We start from the raw sequence: 20,240 nt of genomic DNA, 5'->3' as shown, positions 1-20,240 counted from the left end.
GCCGGAGGGGTGCGGGGTGGTGTCGTCCGCGGCCGGGGTTCCGGCTTCCTCGACGATGACGTGGGCGTTGGTGCCGCTGAGGCCGAACGCGGAGACGGCGGCCCGGCGGACGCGTTCGCCCGCGGGCCAGGGGACCTCGTCGGTGAGCAGCTGGACGCCGCCGCGGCTCCAGTCCACGTGGGCGGAGGGCGTGTCGACGTGGATGGTGGAGGGTGGTGCCGGTGCCGTGCGCCTCGACCGCGTCCACGTCCGCAGCGGTGAGACCCGCATCCGCCAACGCCGCCCGGATGACGCGCTGTTGGGCGGGACCGTTGGGCACGGTGAAGCCGCTGGAGGCGCCGTCCTGGTTGACGGCGGAGCCGCGCAGCACCGCGAGCACCCGGTGGCCGTTGCGGCGCGCGTCGGAGAGCCGCTCCAGCAGCAGGACGCCGACGCCCTCCGAGCAGCCGACGCCGTCGGCGGCGTCGGCGAACGCCTTGCAGCGGCCGTCGGGGGCCAGGCCTGCAGGCCGACCAGCGAGGAGGAGCAGGCGGTGTCGACCGAGACCGCGCTCCAGGGCCTCCCAGGCGGCTTCGAGCAGGAGCCGCTGCTGCGGGTCCATGCCGAGGGCCTCGCGGGGGGAGATGCCGAAGAACTCGGCGTCGAACTCGTCGGCCCGCTCGACGAAGCCGCCGTCGAGCGAGTACGTGGTGCCGGGGGTGTAGGGCGTTCCGGGGGCCGCGGAGCCGGGCTCGTAGAGCCGCCCCAGGTCCCAGCCGCGGTCGGCGGGGAAGCCGCCGACGGCGTCGCCGCCGTCGGCGACCAGGCGCCACAGCTCCTCGGGGGAGGTGACGCCGCCGGGGAAGCGGCAGCCCATGCCGATGATCGCCACGGGTTCGCCCTGGGCGGCCGTGAGCCGGTCGTTCTCCCGGCGCAGCACCGCGTTGTCCGAGACCGCCTGGCGCAGGGCCGCGACGATCCGTTCGGTGGATTGGGACTCGCTCACGACTGCTCTTCCTGTCCGCCGTAGACCGACTTCATCAGTTCCTCGACGCTCATCTCGGCGACTTCCTGCCGGATCGACGCGTCCTCGGCGGCGGCGCTGCCGTCCGTCCGGTCGGCCGGGGCCGCGGGGGCGTCCGGGACGAGTTCGTCGAGCAGGTAGTCCGCGAGCGGCTGCGCCGTCGGGTAGTCGAAGACCAGCGTCGCGGGCAGGCGCAGCCCGGTCTCGGCGCCGATCCGGTTGCGCAGCTCGACGGCTGCCAGGGAGTCCAGGCCCAGGTCGGTGAAGCCCTTGTCGGGGTCGATCTGGGTGGCGTCCTCGTAGCCGAGGACGCCCGCCGTGTGGCGCAGGACCACCTCCAGGACGACCGCGGTCCGCCGCTCCGGGTCCATCGCCGCCAGGCGCACGTCCAGGGCCGCCACCGGGGCGGCGCCGGCCGCCGCGGCGGCCAGGGTGCGCCGGGCCGGGCCGCGCAGCAGGCCGCGCAGCAGGGCCGGGGGTTCGGGCAGGGACTGCCCGGCCGGGGCCTGCGGGCGCGGGGCCAGCTTGATCGGGGCCAGGGCCGGGTCGGCGCTGCCGAGCGCGGCGTCGAACAGGGCCAGGCCCTCCTCGGCGGTCAGCTCGGCGACGCCGGAGCGGGCGAGCCGTTCCAGGTCGACCTGGTCCCCGCTGCCCTGCCACGGGCCCCAGGCCAGCGCCTTGGCGGTCAGGCCCAGGGCGGCGCGGTGCTCGGCGAGGGCGTCGAGGAACACGTTGGCCGCCGCGTAGTTGGCCTGCCCGGCGGTGAGGACGAGGCCGCCCGCCGAGGAGTAGAGCACGAAGGCCGCGAGGTCCAGCCCCTTGGTCAGCTCGTGCAGGTGCCAGGCGGCGTCGACCTTGGGCCGCAGGACGGCGTCGACCTGTTCGGCGGTCAGCGAGCCGAACACGGCGCTGTCCATCAGGCCCGCCGCGTGCACGACCGCGGTGAGCGGGTGCTCGGCCGGGACGGAGCCGAGCAGGGCGGCCAGCGCGTCCGGGTCGGACACGTCGCAGGCCGCGACCGTCGCCTCGGCACCCAACCCGGCGAGTTCGGCGGTCAGTTCGGCGGCGCCGGGGGCGTCCGGGCCGCGGCGGCCGGTGAGCAGCAGGTGCCGCACCCCGTACCGCTCGGCCAGGTGCCGGGCCAGGTGGCCGCCGAGCAGGCCGGCGCCGCCGGTGATCAGCACGGTGCCGTCCGGGTCCCACCCGGCCGGGTCGGCGGGGAGCGCCTCGGCCCGTTCCAGGCGCGGCAGCCAGACCGTGCCCGCGCGGACCGCGGCCTCCGGCTCGCCCGCGGCGAGGACGGCGGGCAGCGCCCGCAGCGACTCGGGCGTCCCGTCGGTGTCGACCAGGACGATCCGGCCCGGGTTCTCGGTCTGCGCGGACCGGACCAGGCCCCACAGCGGCGCCTGCACCAGGTCCGGGCCCGCGGTGTCGGCCGGGGCGGTGACGGCGCGGGTGGTCAGCACGACCAGGCGGGCGTCCGCGTACTGCGGGGCGGCCAGCCAGTCGGCGACCTGCGCGAGCGTCCGCCGGACCAGCGCCCGGGCCTCGTCCGGGACGGAGCCCGAGTCGGTGCCGGGGGCGCAGGCCAGGACGGCCACCTCGGGGCGCTGCGCCCCGTCGGCGGGGAGCACCGGGAACGGCAGGGCCGGTCCGGAGCCGAGCAGCGCCCAGCCCGCGGGGGCGGCCGCCGGGTCGGCGACGGGGCCGGGCTGCCAGCCGATCCGCAGCAGCGCGTCCCGGGCCGGGTCGGTGCCGCCGAGCCGGTCGGCGGTGACCGGGCGGACCACCAGCGAGTCGATCCGGCCCACCGGGGAGCCGGTCGGGTCGGCCAGTTCCAGGGCGGTGCCGTGGGCGCCGGGCCGGACCTTGACCCGCAGCGCGCCCGCGCCCGCCGCGTACAGCCGCACGCCCGTCCAGGCGAACGGGATGGTGGCCTCGCCGACGGCCTTCGGGCCGCCCTCGGTGAGGAAGTCCATCGCGCCCAGGGCGGAGTCCAGCAGCGCCGGGTGGATGCCGAAGCCCGCGGTGTCGGTGCCCTCGGGGAGGGCGATCTCGGCGAAGACCTCGGCGGGGGCGCCGTCCGCGTCGCGGCGGCACCAGATCGCGCGCATCCCCTGGAACACCGGGCCGTAGCCGAAGCCGAGCCCGGCCAGGTCCGCGTAGACGCCGCCGACGTCCACCGGCTCGGCGCCGACGGGCGGCCACGGGTCGGTGTCGGGGGCGGGCGGTGCGGCCAGGTCGCCGCGGACGAGGGTGCCCGCCGCGTGCTGGGTCCAGGGGGCGCCGACGGCCGCCGCGTCCCGCGAGTACACGGCCAGCGTGCGCCGACCGCCCTGGTCGCCGCCGAGCACCACGCGGACGCTGGTGGCGGTGCCGTCCCGCAGGACCAGCGGGGCCTGCTGGGTCAGTTCCTCCAGCAGGTCGAAGCCGACCTCGTCGCCCGCCCGGACGGCGAGTTCCACGAACGCGGCGCCGGGCAGCAGGACGGTGTCCATCACCCGGTGGTCGCGCAGCCAGGGCTGGCGGGCGGTGGAGAGGGTGCCGGTGAGCACCACGCCGCCGGTGTCGGGGAGTTCGACCACGGCGCCCAGCAGCGGGTGCCCGGCGCGGTCGACGCCGACCGAGGCCACGTCCCCGGCCGGGGCGGTGGCGTTGAGCCAGTACTCCTTGCGCTGGAAGGCGTACGTCGGCAGCGCGACCCGGCGGGCGCCGCGGCCCGCGAACACGCCCTGCCAGTCCACCGGGACGCCGCGCACGTGCAGCCCGGCCAGGGCCTGCAGGACCGTCCGGGGCTCCTCGCCGGTGCGGCGCAGGGTCGGCAGCAGCACCTGGCCGTCGCCGGTGCTGTGCCCGGCCATGCCGGTCAGCACGGCGTCGGGGCCGAGTTCCAGGAACCGGGTGGTGCCGCTGGCGGTGAGGGTGGTGACGGCGTCGGCGAAGCGGACGCTCTCGCGGACGTGGCGCACCCAGTAGTCCGGGGAGCCGAGCTCCTCGGCGGTGGCGAGCCGACCGGTGAGGGTGGAGACCACCGCGGTGGTCGGCGTGCCGTAGGCGAGCCGGGCCGCGACGGCGCGGAACTCCGCCAGCATCGGCTCCATCAGGGCCGAGTGGAAGGCGTGCGAGACGGTCAGCGCCTTCGTGCGCGGGAAGGAGGCCGCGACCTTCGCGACCGCTTCGGCCTCGCCCGAGACGACGACCGCGCGCGGCCCGTTGACGGCGGCGATGTCGACACCCGCCACCAGCGCCGCGCGAACCTCCTCCTCCGAGGCCGCGACGGCGACCATCGACCCGCCGGTCGGCAGCGCCTGCATCAACCGCGCCCGCGCACCGACCAGGGTGCAGGCGTCCTCCAGGGACCAGACCCCGGCGGTGTGGGCGGCGGCGAACTCGCCGATCGAGTGCCCGGCGACGTAGTCGGGCCGCACCCCCCAGGACTCGTACAGGCGGTGGAGGGCGACCTCGACGGCGAACAGCGCGCACTGCGCGTAGCCGGTGAGGTTGAGCGCCTCCGCGTCGGACCACATGACGTCCTTGAGCGGACGCTCCAGGCCCTTGTCCAGGAAGGCGCACGCCTCGTCGAGCGCGGCGGCGAACACCGGGAAGGTCCGGTACAGCTCCTCGCCCATCCCGACCCGCTGCGAGCCCTGGCCGGTGAACAGGAACGCCAGCCGCCCGGTCGAGCGGGCGGTCGCCTTGACCAGGCCCGCGGCCGCTCCGCCCGCGGCCAGCTCGGTCAGGGCGCGCACCGCCGCCCCGCGGTCCGCGGCCAGCACCACCGCGCGGTGGTCCAGGGCGGAGCGGCTGGTGGCGGCGGAGTAGGCCGCGTCCAGCAGCGAGGTCGAGTCGTCCAGCCGTTCGGCCAGCCGGGCGGCCTGCTCGCGCAGGGCGTCCGCGGTGCTGCCGGACACCGCCAGCGGGACCAGCGGCAGCTGCGGGGCGGGCGCGGCGGCCCGTTCCGGCTGCGGGCGGCGCACCGGCGGGGCCTCCTCGACGATCACGTGGGCGTTGGTGCCGCTGATGCCGAACGAGGAGATGCCGGCCCGGCGCGGGCGGCCCTGCGCGGTCCACGGCCGGGCCTCGGTCAGCAGCCGCACGTTGCCGGTGCTCCAGTCCACGTGCGGGGACGGGGCGTCGACGTGGATGGTGCGCGGCAGCAGCTCGTGGCGCAGCGCCTGCACCACCTTGATCACGGCGGCGGCGCCGCCCGCGGCCTGCGCGTGGCCGATGTTGGACTTCACCGACCCCAGCCACAGCGGCCGGTCCCCGGGCCGCTCCTGGCCGTAGGTGGCCAGCAGCGCCTGGGCCTCGATCGGGTCGCCCAGCCGGGTGCCCGAGCCGTGCGCCTCGACCACGTCCACGTCCGCCGGGGTGAGGGCCGCCGCGGCCAGCGCCGCCCGGATCACCCGCTCCTGGGACGGGCCGTTCGGGGCGGTCAGGCCGTTGGAGGCACCGTCCTGGTTGACCGCGGAGGCGCGGACCACGGCCAGCACCTCGTGCCCGTTGCGCCGGGCGTCGGAGAGCCGCTCCAGCAGCAGCAGGCCCGCGCCCTCGGCCCAGCCGACGCCGTCGGCCGCCGCCGCGAAGGACTTCGAGCGGCCGTCGGGCGACAGCACGCCCTGCCGGCTGGAGTCGACGAACAGGTCGGTGGCGGAGAGCACCGTGACACCGCCGGCCAGCGCCAGCGAGCACTCGCCGTTGCGCAGCGACTGGGTCGCCAGGTGCAGGCTGACCAGCGAGGACGAGCAGGCCGTGTCGACCGTCAGGGACGGGCCCTCCAGGCCGAACAGGTAGGAGATCCGGCCGGAGACCACCGCGCCGGAGCTGCCGTTGGCGAGGTAGCCCTCGACGTCGGCGGGCGCGTCCTTCAGGCGGCTGCCGTAGTCGTCGTACATGGCGCCCGCGAAGACGCCGGTCAGGGTGCCCTTGAGCGACTTCGGGTCGATCCCGGCGTGCTCGATGGTCTCCCAGGCGGTCTCCAGCAGCAGCCGCTGCTGCGGGTCCATGGCCATCGCCTCGCGCGGGCCGATGCCGAAGAACGCCGGGTCGAACATGGCGGCCTCGTGCAGGAACCCGCCCTCGTGGGCGTAGGTCTTGCCGCGCTTGCCGGGCACCGGGTCGTAGACGCCGTCGATGTCCCAGCCGCGGTTGGTCGGGAACGCGGTGACCGCGTCGACCTCGTCGACCAGCAGGCGCCACAGGTCCGCGGGGGAGGCGACGCCGCCCGCGTAGCGGCAGCCCATGCCGATGATCGCGATCGGCTCGTCGGTGCGGCCGCGGGCGGCCGTCGCGGACTTCGCCGCGGCGGCCGGCTCGGCGCTCTCCAGCAGCCGGCCCATGAGGAAGTCGGACACGGCCCGGGCGGTCGGGTAGTCGAAGACCATGGTCGCGGGCAGCGCCAGGCCGGTCGCGGCGTTCAGCGCGTTGCGCAGCTCCACCGCGGCCAGCGAGTCGAAGCCCAGCTCCTTGAACGCCCGGTCCCCGTCGATCGCGGAGGCGTCGGCGTGGCCGAGCACCGCGGCGATCTGCCCGGACACCAGCTCCAGCAGCACCCGCTCGCGCTCCGCCCCGGCCAGGCCGGCCAGGCGCCGGGCCAGGGCCAGCCCGCCGCCGGCCGGGCCCGCGGCGCGCGCCGCGCGCCGCACCGGGGCCGGTGTGAAGGAGCGCAGCAGGGCGGGCAGTTCGTCGGCGCGGGTGCGCAGCACGGCCTGGTCCAGCCGCAGCGCGGCCAGCACCGCGGCCTCCGTGCCCAGCGCCCGGTCGAACAGGGCCAGGCCCTGCTCCACGCTGAGCGCGGGCATGCCCTGGGCGGCCATCCGGCGCAGGTCGGCCTCGCCGAGCTCGCCGCCGAGGCCGGTGTTCTGGTTCCACAGCCCCCAGGCCAGCGCCGTGGCGGGCAGGCCCAGGCCGCGGCGGTGCTCGGCCAGCGCGTCCAGGAAGGTGTTCGCGGCCGCGTAGTTGGCCTGCCCGGAGGCCAGCACCAGGCCGCCCGCGGACGAGAACAGCACGAACGCGGACAGCTCCAGGCCCGCGGTCAGCTCGTGCAGGTGCCAGGCCGCGTCGACCTTCGGCGCCAGGACGGAGTGCAGCTGCTCGTCGGTCAGCGAGCCGACCAGGGCGCCGTCGGCGGTGCCCGCGGCGTGCACGACCGCGCTCAGCGGCCGGTCGGCGGGCACGTCGGCCAGCAGTGCCGCGACGGCGGCCCGGTCGGCGGTGTCGCAGGCGGCGACCGTCACCTCGGCGCCCAGCGCGGCCAGCCGGTCCGCCAGCTCGGCGGCGCCCGGCGCGGCCGGGCCGCGGCGGCTGGTCAGCAGCAGGTGCCGCACGCCGTGCGCGGTGACCAGGTGCTCGGCGAGCAGGCCGCCGAGGCCGCCGGTGCCGCCGGTGACCAGGACGGTGCCGTCGCCCAGCGGCCGGTCGGCGGAGGCGGCGGGCGCCGTCTCCTCGACCAGCCGCGGCAGCAGGACGGCGCCGTCCCGGACGGCCGCCTCCGGCTCCCCGGCGGCGAGCACCGCGGGCAGCAGGTCGAGCGCGGCGCCGCCGAGCGGGTCGGCGTCGGAGTCGACCAGGACGAAGCGCCCCGGGCTCTCCGCCTCGGCGGCCCGGACCAGGCCGGGCACCGGGGCGTGGCCCAGGTCGCCGGTGCGGGTCAGCACCAGCAGGCGGGAGCCGCGCAGCCGCGGCTCGGCGAGCCAGGCCTGCAGCTCGGCCAGCACCAGCGCGGCCACCAGGTGGGCCCGCTCCGGCAGGTCGGCGCCGGTGGCGGCGTCCTCGGCCGGGCAGCGCAGCACGGCGACGGCCGGGGCCGCGGCGCCCGCGTCCAGGGCGGCGACCAGCGCGGCGACGTCCCGGTGCGGGGCCTCGCCGGGGCCGTCCCCGGCGCCGATCAGCGCCCAGTCGGCGGGCAGCGGCGCCGCGGCGGCGGCGGCCAGCGGGGCCAGGTCGATCCGCAGCAGCGAGCCCTGCCCGGCCTGCGGCCCGGCGCCCAACTGCTGGGCGCCGACCGGCCGGGAGACCAGCGAGGCGACCGAGGCGACCGGGTTGCCCTCGGTGTCGGCGACCTCGATGGCGGACAGCTCGTCGCCGTCCAGCCGGGTGATCAGGACCCGCAGTTCGCGGGCCCCGGCGGCGTGCAGGGTCACGCCGTTCCAGATGAACGGCAGTAGGGTCGCGCCCTGGCCGTCGTCGAGCAGGTCGGCGTGCATCGCGGCGTCGAGCAGCGCCGGGTGCAGGCCGAACGCGGCGCCGGTGGCGCCGATCTCCTCGGGCAGCGCGACCTCGGCGAACACCTCGTCGCCGCGCCGCCAGGCGGCCCGCAGGCCCTGGAACGCCGGGCCGTAGCCGTAGCCGCGGGCGTTCAGCCGGGCGTAGGCGTCGGTGACGTCCAGCTCCTCGGCGCCCGGCGGCGGCCACTCGGCCAGGCCCGCGGGCTCGGCGGCCCCGGCCCGGGCCAGCAGGCCCGAGGCGTGCCTGGTCCACGGGTGGTCGGGCAGGTCGTCCGGCCGCGAGTGCACCTCGAAGCGGCGCCGCCCGTCCTGCTCGCCCTCCACCAGCACCTGCAGCGCGACGCCGCGGTGCGCCCGGTCGCCGCCGGGCAGGACCAGCGGCGCCTCCAGGGTCAGTTCCTCCAGCGTCCGGTGGCCGACCTGGTCGCCCGCCCGGATCGCCAGCTCCACGAAACCGGTGCCGGGCACCAGGATCGCGCCGTTGACCACGTGGTCGGCCAGCCAGGGCTGGCGGCGGGCGCTGATCCGGCCGGTCAGCACCACCGAGTCGGTGCCGGGCAGCGGCACCACCGCGCCCAGCATCGGGTGGTCGGCGGCCAGCTGGCCCACCGAGGAGACGTCCCCGGCCGGGACCGGGTCCAGCCAGAAGCGGCGGTGCTGGAACGCGTACGTCGGCAGGTCCAGGCCGGCCGGGGCACCGCCCAGCAGCACCGGCCAGCGCACCTCGGCGCCGCGGGCGTGCAGCAGGGCCGCGGCGGCCAGCAGCGCCGGGGCCTCGGGCCGGTCGCGGCGGCAGGACGGCACGAACACCGGCGCGGCCGCGCCCTCGGACGCCTCCAGGCAGCGGGCGCCCAGCGCGCTCAGCACCGCGTCGGGGCCGAGCTCGACGAAGGTGCGCACGCCGTCGGCGGCCATCACCCGCACCGCGTCGGCGAACCGGACCGCCCCGCGGGCGTGGCGCACCCAGTAGTCGGCGGAGCACAGGTCCGCGCCCTCGGCGGGCGCGCCGGTGACGGTGGAGACCACCGGGATCCGCGGCGCGCGGTACGCCACCGACTCGGCGACGGCGCGGAACTCCGCCAGCGCCGGCTCCATCAGCGGCGAGTGGAAGGCGTGGCTGACGTTCAGCCGGTGGGTCTCCGCGCCGCGCCCGCCGACCAGGCGCACCAGCGCCTCGACGGCGCCCTCGGCCCCCGACACCACCACCGAGCGCGGCCCGTTGACCGCGGCCACGTCCACCGGGCCGGCGCCCCCGGCGAGGCCCGCGAGCAGCTCGGCGGCCTCCTCCTCGGTGACGCCCAGCGCGGCCATCGCGCCGCCCGCGGGCAGCGCCTGCATCAGCGCGCCGCGGGCCGCGACCAGCCGGGCCGCGTCCGCCAGCGAGAGCACGCCCGCGGCCTGGGCCGCCGCCAGCTCGCCGATCGAGTGCCCGGCCAGCACGTCCGGGGCCGCGCCCCAGGACTCCAGCAGCCGGAACAGGGCCAGCTCGACCGCGAACAGCGCGGCCTGGGTGTACTCGGTGCGGTCGATCAGGCCGTCGCCGTCGCCCCCGCCCAGCACCACCTCGCGCAGCGGGTGCCACCGCTCGGGCGCCCACGCCTCGCCGCCCGCCCGGGCCGCGTGCACGGCCCCGTCGACGGCCGCGGCCACCGCGTCGAACGCCGCCGCGTACGCCGGGAAGGCCGCGTACAGCTCGCGCCCCATCCCGACCCGCTGCGCGCCCTGCCCGGAGAACAGGAAGCCGACCCGGCCCTCGCCCGCGGTGTCCAGCACCAGCTGGGCGCCCGCGGAGCCCGCGGCCAGCAGCTCCAGGCCGTCCAGCAGCTCCTGCCGGTCGCCCGCGAGCACCGCGGCCCGCTGCTCGAACGCCGAGCGGGACGCGGCCAGCCCGGCGGCCAGCGCGGGCAGCGGCAGCTCCGGGCGCTCCGCCAGGAAGCCCCGCAGCCGCTCGGCCTGCCCGCGCAGCGCCCCGGCGGTGCGGCCGGACAGCAGGAACGGCAGCACCTGCGGGTCGGCGGCGGGCGCCGCGGCGGCCACCGGCTCGGCCGGGCCCGCCTGGTACTCGCCGACGATCACGTGCGCGTTGGTGCCGCTGATGCCGAACGAGGAGACGCCCGCCCGGCGCGGACGGCCGTCCGCCGCCCAGTCGCGGGCGCCGGTCAGCAGCCGGACGTTCCCGGCGCTCCAGTCCACGTGCGGGGACGGCGCGTCCACGTGCAGGGTCCGCGGCAGGACGCCGTGGCGCAGCGCCATCACCATCTTGATGACGCCCGCGACCCCGGCCGCGGCCTGGGTGTGCCCCAGGTTGGACTTCACCGAGCCGAGCCACAGCGGCTGCTCGCGCTCCTGCCCGTACACCTCCAGCAGCGCCTGCGCCTCGATCGGGTCGCCCAGCGTGGTGCCGGTGCCGTGCGCCTCCACCGCGTCCACGTCGGCGGGGGTCAGCCCGCCCGCGGCCAGCGCCTGCCGGATCACCCGCTGCTGCGCCAGCCCGTTCGGGGCGGTCAGGCCGTTGGAGGCGCCGTCGTGGTTGACGGCGCTGCCGTCGACCACGGCCAGCACCCGGTGCCCGAGCCGCTCGGCGTCGGACAGCCGCTCCAGCAGCAGCACGCCCGCGCCCTCGCCCCAGCCGGTGCCGTCGGCCGCGGCCGCGAAGGACTTGCAGCGCCCGTCCGCGGCCAGGCCGCGCTGGCGGCTGAAGTCGATGAAGGTGTCCGGGGTCGACATCACGGTGACGCCGCCCGCCAGGGCCAGCCCGCACTCGCCGCGGCGCAGCGCCTGGATCGCCCAGTGCATCGCCACCAGCGAGGACGAGCAGGCGGTGTCCACCGTCACGGTCGGGCCCTCCAGGCCCAGCGCGTACGAGACCCGGCCCGACACCACGCTGGCCAGGCTGCCGTTGCCCAGGTAGCCCGCGGTCTCCTCGGAGACCGCGCCCCGGCCGGTGCCCCAGTCGTGGTACATGACGCCCGCGAACACGCCGGTGTCGCTGCCGCGCAGCGACAGCGGGTCGATCCCGGCCCGCTCGATCGCCTCCCAGGAGATCTCCAGCAGCAGCCGCTGCTGCGGGTCCATGGCCTGCGCCTCGCGCGGGCTGATCTCGAAGAACTCGGCGTCGAACTCGGCCGCGTCGTGCAGGAACGCGCCCTCGCGGGTGTAGCTGCGGCCCGGACGGCCCGGCTCCGGGTCGTAGATCGACGCCTCGTCCCAGCCGCGGTCGGTCGGGAAGCCGCTGACCGCGTCCACCCCGTCGTGCACCAGCCGCCACAGCTCCTCGGGCGTGCCGACGCCGCCGGGGAAGCGGCAGCTCATCGCGACGATCGCGATCGGCTCGTCCTCGCGGACGGCGGCCCGCGGGCGCGCCGCCGCGGCCGCGCCCTCCGCCGGGCCCGCCAGCTTCGCCAGGATGTGGTCGGCCAGCGCCCGCGGGTTCGGGTAGTCGAAGACCAGGGTCGCGGGCAGCCGCAGGCCGGTCGCCGCGTCCAGGCTGTTGCGCAGCTCCACCGCGGACAGCGAGTCGAAGCCCAGGTCGCTGAAGGCCCGGCGGACGCCGATCGCCTCCGCCCCGGCGTGGCCCAGCACGGCCGCCGCCCGCGAGCGCACCAGCTCCAGCACCGCCCGCTCGCGCTCCGCGCCGGGCAGCGCGGCCAGGCCGGTCACGGCCGCCGCCGCGGGCAGGGCCGCGGCCGCCGCCGGGCCCCGGCGGCGGGCGCCCCGGCCCGCCACGTCCAGCAGCAGGGCGGGCAGCGCCTCGCCGCGGGCCGCCAGCGCCGCCCGGTCCACCCGGACCGGCACCAGCGACGGCCGGCCGGCGCCCAGCGCCCGGTCCAGCGCGGCCAGGCTCTCGGCCGCGGTCAGCGGCGCCAGGCCCAGGCGGGAGATCCGCCGCCGGTCGGCGTCGGACAGCGCCGCGCCCATGCCCGCCACGTCCGCCCACAGGCCCCAGGACAGGGCCAGGGCGGGCAGTTCGAGCGAGCGCCGGTAGGCGGCCAGCGCGTCCAGGAAGGCGTTGGCGGCCGCGTAGTTGCCCTGCCCGCCGCCGTCGGCCAGCGCCGCGGACGAGGAGAACAGCAGGAACGCGGACAGCTCCAGGCCGCGGGTCAGCTCGTGCAGGTGCCAGGCCGCGTCCAGCTTCGGCCGCAGCACCGCCTCGACCTGCTCGGCGGTCAGCGCCTCGACCAGGCCGTCGGCGACGGTGCCCGCGGCGTGCGCCACGCCCGTCAGCGGGTGCGCCGGGTCGATCCCGGCCAGCAGCGCGGCCAGCGCCTCCGGGTCGGCCACGTCGCAGGCCGCCGCCTCGGCGTGCGCGCCCAGCGCCGCCAGGTCGGCCAGCAGCGCGTCGGCGCCGGGCGTCGCCGCGCCGCGGCGGCCCACCAGCAGCAGGCGGCGCACGCCGTGCGCGGCGACCAGGTGCCGGGCCAGGGCGGCGCCGACGCCGCCGAGGCCGCCGGTGACCAGGAAGGTGCCGTCCGGGTCGACGGCCGAGGCCGTCCAGGCGCCGTCCGCGGCCGCGGCCTCGCGCAGCCGGGCCAGCCGCGGCACCTCCAGCACCCCGTCCAGCAGCCGCAGTTCGGGCTCCCCGGCGGCCGCGGCGGCCGCCAGGTCGGCGGCGGTCACCGGACGGTCGGAGCCGTCCAGGTCGAGCAGCACGAACCGGCCCGGGTGCTCGGCCTGCGCCGAGCGCACCAGGCCGCGCACCGGCGCCGCGGCCAGCCCGGCCGCGGTGGTCGGGACGGCGGCGCCGCGGGTCACCACGACCAGCTTCGCCGCGGCGGACCGCTCCTCGGCCAGCCAGCCGCGCAGCACGCCCAGCACCCGCTGCACGTCCTGGTGCGCGGCGCCGGGCAGCGCCCCCGCCGGGTCGGCGGGCAGCACCGGCAGCACCACCACCGCGGGCACGGCGCCCGCCCCGTCCGGCGGCGCGGAGGCCAGCACCGGCAGGTCCAGGCCCCACGGGTCCGCGCCGCCCAGCACCGCCGGAACGGCCGCGGCCGCCGCACCGCCCAGCACCGCCGGGGCGGGCTTCCACACCACCTCGTACAGCGGCTCGCCGCCGGTGGCGGCCCGCAGCGCCTCGGCCGCCACCGGCAGCGAACGGAACGAGGCGACCTCGGCGACCGGCGCACCGGTGCCGTCGGCCAGCGCCAGGGCGACGCCGCCGCCGGGCAGCGAGTCGATCCGCACCCGGACGGCGGTGGCCCCGGCCGCGGCGAGGCGGATGCCGCTCCAGGCGAAGGGCAGCCGGATCTCGTCGGGCTCCCGGGCCTCGCCCGGGGCGAAGTCGGTGGCGTGCAGCACCGCGTCCAGCAGCGCCGGGTGCAGGGCGAACTCCCCGGCCTCGCCCGCGAGTTCGACCTCCGCGAAGACCGTGCCGTCCGCGTCCCCGGTGCGCCAGACCCGGCGCAGGCCGCGGAACAGCGGGCCGTAGCCGTAGCCCTGGGCCGCCAGCTCCTCGTACCGGCCGTCGACCGGCACCGGGCGGGCCCCCGCCGGGGGCCACGCGGCGAGGTCGGCGGACGCGGCGGCGGGCCCGGCGGCGACGGCCAGGGTGCCCGCGGCGTGCCGGGTCCAGTCCGCGTCCCCGGCCCACTCGCCGCGCGAGTACACCTCGACGGTGCGGCGCCCGTCCTGCTCGGCGCCGACCACGACCTGCAGCGCCAGCGCGCCGTCCTCCGGCACCGCCAGCGGCGCCTGCAGGGTCAGCTCCTCGACCAGGTCGCAGCCGACCCGGCCCGCCGCGTGCACGGCCATCTCGACGAAGGCGGTGCCCGGCAGCAGCACCACCCCGGAGACCACGTGCTCGGCCAGCCACGGGTGGCTGCCCAGCGAGAGCCGCCCGGTCAGCACCAGCCCGGCCGACCCGGCCAGGCCCACCTCGGCCGACAGCAGCGGGTGCGCGGAGGCGGTCAGGCCGAAGCCCGCCGCGTCCCCGGCGCCGCGCGGCGCGGCCAGCCAGTAGTGCTCGCGCTGGAAGGCGTACGTCGGCAGCGCCACCGTGCGGGCGCCGCGGCCCGCGAACACGCCCGCCCAGTCGACCGCGACGCCGTGGGCGTGCAGCTCGGCCAGCGCGGACAGCACCGCGTCGGCCTCCGCCCCGGTGCGGCGCAGCGCGGGCACGAAGGGCAGCTCGGTCTCGCCCGCGGCGGCCGCGCACTCCTCGGCCAGGGCGCTCAGGACCCGGTCCGGGCCCAGCTCCAGGCAGGCGCCGACGCCCAGCCCGAGCACGGTGGCGACGCCGTCGGCGAAGCGGACGGCGCCGCGCACCTGCTCCACCCAGTACCGCGGGTCGCCCAACTGCTCGGCGGTGGCGAGCCTCCCCGTCAGGTCGGAGACCACCGGGATCCGCGGCGGCGCGTACTCCACCACCTGCAGGACCTGCTCGAAGTCCTCCAGCATCGGCTCCATCAGCGCCGAGTGGAAGGCGTGCGAGACCCGCAGCGCGGTGGTGCGCCGCCCCTCGGCGGCGAACGCCGCGACGACCCGGGCGACCTCCTCGGCCGGGCCGGAGACCACGACCGCGCCGGGGGCGTTCACCGCGGCGACGTCGACGCCCGGCACCAGCGCGGCCCGCACCTCGTCCTCGGTCGCGGCGAGCGCGGCCATCGCGCCGCCCGCGGGCAGCGCCTCCATCAGGGCGCCCCGGGAGGCCACCACCAGGCAGGCGTCGTCCAGCGACCAGACGCCCGCCACGTGCGCGGCGGCCAGCTCGCCGATCGAGTGGCCCAGCAGCACGGACGGCGTCACGCCCCAGGACTCGTACAGCCGGTAGAGCGCCACCTCCAGCGCGAACAGCGCGCACTGCGCGTACTGGGTCCGGTTCAGCGCCTCGGCGTCGGTGCCGAACCACACCTCGCGCAGCGGGCGCTCCAGCTGGAGGTCGAGCCGGTCGATCACCGCGTCCAGCGCCTCGGCGAACACCGGGAAGGCGCGGTACAGCTCGCGGCCCGCGCCCAGGCGCTGGGCGCCCTGGCCGGTGAACAGCACCGCCAGGCCGCCGGGCCGGGCGGAGCCGGTGCGCACCGCGGCCCCGTCCTCCGGGGCGGCGTCGGCGGCCAGCGCGGCCAGGCCGCGGACGGCCTCCTCGCGGCTGCCCGCCAGCACGACCGCGCGGTGCTCCAGCGCGGCCCGGGTGGTGGCGAGCGAGAACGCGGTGTCGGCCAGGGCGGCGTCGGTGGACGCCAGGAAGTCGGCCAGCCGCCCGGCCTGGGCGCGCAGCGCCCGCGGGGTCCGGGCGGAGACCGGCAGCAGCACCGGGGCGGCGTCGGCGGCGGGTCCGGCGTCGGCCGCTCCCACCGGCGCGACCGCGGGCGGCTGCTCGACGATCAGGTGCGCGTTGGTGCCGCTGACGCCGAAGGAGGAGATGCCGGCCCGCCGGGGCCGCTCGCCCTCCGGCCAGGGGCGCTCCTCGGTCAGCAGCCGGACGTTCCCGGCGCTCCAGTCCACGTGCGGGGTCGGCGCGTCCACGTGCAGGGTGCGCGGCAGCACGCCGTGCTCCATCGCCATCAGCACCTTGATCAGGCCCGCGGCGCCCGCCGCGGCCTGGGTGTGCCCGATGTTCGACTTGACCGAGCCGAGCCACAGCGGCTCCTCGCGGTCCTTGCCGTACGCGGCCAGCAGCGCGCCCGCCTCGATCGGGTCGCCGAGCCGGGTGCCGGTGCCGTGCGCCTCGACGGCGTCCACCTCGTCCGGGGCGAGCCGGGCGTCGGCCAGCGCCGCCCGGATCACCCGCTGCTGGGCGAGGCCGCTGGGCGCGGTCAGGCCGTTGGAGGCGCCGTCGGAGTTGATCGCGGAGCCGCGCACCACGCCCAGCACCCGGTGGCCGTTGCGCAGCGCGTCGGACAGCCGCTCCAGCACGAACACGCCGACGCCCTCGCCGAAGCCGGTGCCGTCGGCCGCGGCCGCGAACGGCTTGCACAGGCCGTCCTCGGCCAGGCCGCGCTGGCGGGCGAAGGAGGTGAACACGCCCGGGCCGCCCATCACGGCGACGCCGCCGGCCAGCGCCAGCGGGCAGTCGCCGCGGCGCAGCGCCTGCACCGCCAGGTGCAGGGCGACCAGCGAGCCGGAGCAGGCGGTGTCGACGGTCAGGGTGGGGCCCTGGAGGCCGAAGGCGTAGGCGACCCGGCCGGAGACCACGCTCGGCGCGTTGCCGGTCAGCAGGTAGCCGTCCAGGCCGTCCGGGGCCTCGTGCAGCCGCGGCCCGTACTCCTGGGCCTCGGCGCCGATGAACACGCCGGTGCGGGTGGCGCGCAGCGAGGCCGGGTCGATCGCGGCCCGCTCCAGCGCCTCCCAGGCGGTCTCCAGCACCAGCCGCTGCTGCGGGTCCATCGCGGACGCCTCGCGCGGGGAGATGCCGAAGAACTCGGCGTCGAACTCGCCCGCGTCCGGCAGGAACCCGCCGACCTGGACGTAGCTGGTGCCGGGCGTGCCCGGGTCCGGGTCGTAGAGCGCCGCCAGGTCCCAGCCGCGGTCGGTGGGGAAGCCGGAGACGGTGTGCCGCCCGTCGGCGACCAGCTGCCACAGCTGCTCGGGGGAGCTGACGCCGCCCGGGTAGCGGCAGCCCACCCCGACGATGGCGACCGGCTCCTCGTCGGCGGCGGCGGGCCGCTCGGGCTCGGGCTCCGGCTCCGGTTCGGCGTCGCCGACCAGCAGGGAGCGGACCAGCCGGGCCAGCGCCCCGACCGTCGGGTGGTCGAAGACGACCGTGACCGGTAGGTCGAGGCCGGTGTCCGCGACGAGCCGCGTCTGCAGCTCGACCGCGGCCAGCGAGTCGAAACCGAGCTCGCTGAGGGGAGTCTCGGGATCCACCGTCCCGGGCGCGTCGGGCACGAAGGCGCCCAGTACCGCCACTACCCGCTCCCGCACGAAGCCGAGCAGGAAGCCGTAGGACGTGTCGTCGAACAAGATGGGCATTACCGAAACTCCCCTAATTCAGGAACAGGAACCGATCACCAACCGACCGGCATGGAAACCGGTCCCCGCACGATCACGCCGAACTGCCACTGCACGGACTCGCGGCCACCGACCAGGTGCAAGTCCGGGAAACGCTCCAGGAGGGCGGCCAGCGACTCCTGCAGCTCCAGGCGGGCCAGCGCCGCCCCGATGCAGTGGTGCGGGCCGTGCCCGAACGTCATGTGCGGGTTCACCCGGCGGGTGATGTCGAACCGCTCGGGGTCCTCGAACACCTCGGGGTCCCGGTTGGCCGCGGCCAGCGCGGTCAGCACCGGGTCGCCGGCCCGCACCACCACGTCGCCGAAGCGGACGTCCTCGGTGGCGTACCGGGCGAACATCGCCGCCGTGTTGATCGGCACGTAGCGCAGCAGCTCCTCGACCGCGGAGGACAGCAGCTCCGGGCGGGAGCGCAGCAGCGCCAACTGGTCGGGGAAGTCGGTGAGCAGGGTGAAGACGAAGTTGGGCAGGCCGGAGGAGACCGTCTCCACGCCGCCGGTCAGCAGGCCGGGGCCGGAGATCGAGATCAGCTCGTCCTCGGTCAGCTTGTCGCCGTCGTCGCGGGCGTAGACCAGGGCGCCGAGCAGGTCGTCGGTCGGCTCCTCGCGGCGCTTGGCGATCAGCGCGGACATGTACTCGCCGAGCTCGCTGCCGATCTCCTCCAGCACGTCCCCGTTCATGGTGGAGTCGTTGGTCAGGCCCTCGGTCCACTTGCGGAAGATCTGGTGGTCGGAGTACGGCACCCCGAGCAGGTCGCAGATCACCGACACCGGCAGCGGCCGCGCCATGTCCTCGACCAGGTCGGCCGGCTGGCCCTTCTCGATCATCGCGTCGATCAGCGCGGTGCAGCGCGCCTTGATGTCGGCGCGCATCTGCTCGACCCGGCGGGCGGTGAACGCCTTGTTGACGAGCTTGCGCAGCCGGGTGTGGTCCGGCGGGTCCATGCCCATGATGCCGTCGCTGGTCAGCTCCCGGCGCAGCCGCGGCTGGTCCAGGCCCTGCGCCAGCTCGCGGCTGAACCGCGGGTCGGCCAGCACCAGCTTCACGTCGGCGTAGCGGGTGGCCAGCCAGGAGGGCTCGCCGTAGGGCAGCTGCACCCAGCTCATCGGCTCCACGGTGCGCAGCTCGGTGTACATCGGGGAGACGTCGACTTCCGTCATGTCGAACGGGTAGTCGCGGATCCGGCGATCGGACGTCATGCCGTTTTCCCTTCCAGGAGCTCGTGCTCTGCCGCGCCGACCGGCCGGTCGGCGCCGCGGTCGAGGGCGACCGCGTCGAACCTGTCCTGCACGTGGCACAGGGCCTTCGTCAGGTCGCCGGAGGTGATCCGGCGCCCGGGGCGCACCGGGGCGATCCCCTGCAGCGGCATCCCGCCCAGCTCCGACCAGCACAGCCGGCCGGCCTCGTCCAGGTAGCTGCGGCTGCGCCCGGCGTTGTCCGGGTGCAGGCAGTACGGGATGTCCAGCAGGCCGCGCTTGAAGGCGCCCACCAGGGCGCCGCCGACGCCGCCGGTGCCGACGCCGTCGAGGACCGCCGCCACCAGCGCCGCCGCCTCCCGGTACACCTGGCTGTCGGTGCCCGGGGCGGGCGCCGCGGCCGGCGCGTCCGGTCCGGCCGACTGCCGCCTGCGGTCCCGGGCGACCGCGGACGCGTACTCCAGGGCGTCCACGTTGTGCTGCACGGTGGGGATCCGGCTGGACTCCACCGAGGTCTTGACGATCAGCCGCTCGGAGCCGGTGTCCACGGCCAGCCGGGCCGCCGCCGCCAGCAGGGCGTTCGCCCCCGCGGCCGTCCGCGGGTACACGCCCATGTAGGCGTAGACCACCACGTGCCAGTCGGCGTCCGGCAGCAGCTGCCCGGCCAGCGCCCGCAGCGCCCCGATCGCCTCCGCGTCCTGCTCGGCGTCGGTCTGCTGGGCGTAGCTCAGCGACAGCGAGCGGATGCCCAGGCCGTGGAAGAACACCGCCTCCAGCACGCTGATCGCCACCAGCTGGCTGGGCGGGCACAGTTGGCCCAGCATGCAGCCGCCGAAGGTCTCCAGGTGCGGCCGGACGCCGCGCTCGGCGGCGTACTCCGCGGCCAGCTCGCAGGACGCCTCCCAGTTGCGGACCGACTCGTCCAGCGGGGTGCGCCCGTAGGGCAGGCAGTAGGAGACCGGGCCGCCCTCGGTGGCGTGCAGCCCGGCGTCCAGCAGCGCGCCGAAGATGTGCAGCGGGCGGGCCGAGCCGTGCCGCACCTGCACCGGGAAGCCCCGCTCGGCCAGGCCCGCGACCACGCCGCGGGTCACCGCCGCCGGGTAGTTGACGATCGGGTAGCCGTTCAGGCCGACGCCGTCGCGCAGCGCCGCCCGGACCGACTCCAGGTCGCCGGTCCGGGTGTAGCTGTCCAGGGTGATCGTGCCGACGGTGTCGGCGTCGGCCCGCTCGACGGCCTCCAGCCCGGCGCGCATCAGCGCCGGGTCGGCCATGCCCATCCGCGGCTGCACCACCAGGGCGCCGCCCGCGTGGACCGCCCGCACGTGGTCACCGAAGTTCATGGGCCTGCCGCTCGGAGAGGCGGCCGAGCAGGCCGGTGAACGCCGCGATGCCCTCGGGCCGGTCGTCGAACACCGCGTCGAAACCGGCGTCCAGCAGCTCCGCGATGTGCTCGGCGCTCTCGCCGCCGGTGATGCCGAGCTTGCCGCCGATCAGCACCGGCAGCCCCGCCAGGCCGGCGTCCGCGCGCAGCCGCCGGATCACCCGCAGGCCCTCGTGGTAGCCGTGCCCGTTGACGCTGGAGAGCACCAGCAGCACCGGGCCGCGCTCCCGGCACTCCGCGAGCAGCATCTCGTCGGGCACGGTCGCGCCGAGGTTGACCACCTCGAAGCCGAGTTCCTCGATCAGCAGTTGCAGGAAGACCAGGTTCCAGGTGTGCGCGTCGGAGGCCATGCTGCTGACCACCACCGTGCCGCGCCGGGGCACCGGCTCGGCGGAGCGCTGCGCGGGCAGCGGCAGCGCGGGCCGGGCCACCGTCCCGGCGCCGCCGGTCGCCAGGCCGCCCGCCCCGCGGCCCACCGCACCGCGGCC

General features: G+C 77.5%; 4 protein-coding genes and 1 pseudogene. All 5 read right to left on the bottom strand.

Annotation, left to right across the window (positions count from 1 at the left end; translation table 11 throughout):
• Positions 1-985 (bottom strand): annotated as a pseudogene (locus OO57_RS28510) (beta-ketoacyl synthase N-terminal-like domain-containing protein); the annotation flags it as partial.
• The gene (locus tag OO57_RS28505) at positions 982-17,076 is read right to left on the bottom strand and encodes a type I polyketide synthase (protein WP_418909917.1); all 16,095 of its coding nucleotides are present in this window, start codon (positions 17,074-17,076) and stop codon (positions 982-984) included. The pseudogene OO57_RS28510 and the gene OO57_RS28505, both read right to left, overlap by 4 nt.
• A gap of 98 nt (positions 17,077-17,174) precedes the next feature.
• On the bottom strand, positions 17,175-18,374 hold the full coding sequence (locus OO57_RS28500; protein WP_033255571.1) for a cytochrome P450: 1,200 nt from the start codon (positions 18,372-18,374) through the stop codon (positions 17,175-17,177).
• Positions 18,371-19,711 carry a methylaspartate mutase gene (locus OO57_RS28495; protein WP_051778355.1) on the bottom strand — a complete coding sequence of 447 codons (1,341 nt, stop codon included), beginning with the start codon at positions 19,709-19,711 and terminating at the stop codon, positions 18,371-18,373. Before OO57_RS28495 ends, OO57_RS28500 begins: the two co-directional genes overlap by 4 nt.
• Positions 19,698-20,102, bottom strand: a complete 405-nt coding sequence (locus OO57_RS28490) for a cobalamin B12-binding domain-containing protein (protein ID WP_106974133.1) — start codon at positions 20,100-20,102, stop codon at positions 19,698-19,700. The genes OO57_RS28495 and OO57_RS28490 overlap by 14 nt, the downstream gene beginning before the upstream one ends.
• Positions 20,103-20,240 lie beyond the last annotated feature (138 nt).

It is taken from the genome of Kitasatospora phosalacinea (genome assembly GCF_000717185.1).
Classification (GTDB): domain Bacteria; phylum Actinomycetota; class Actinomycetes; order Streptomycetales; family Streptomycetaceae; genus Kitasatospora; species Kitasatospora phosalacinea_A.
This window is presented reverse-complemented; position numbering and strand designations above follow the sequence as displayed.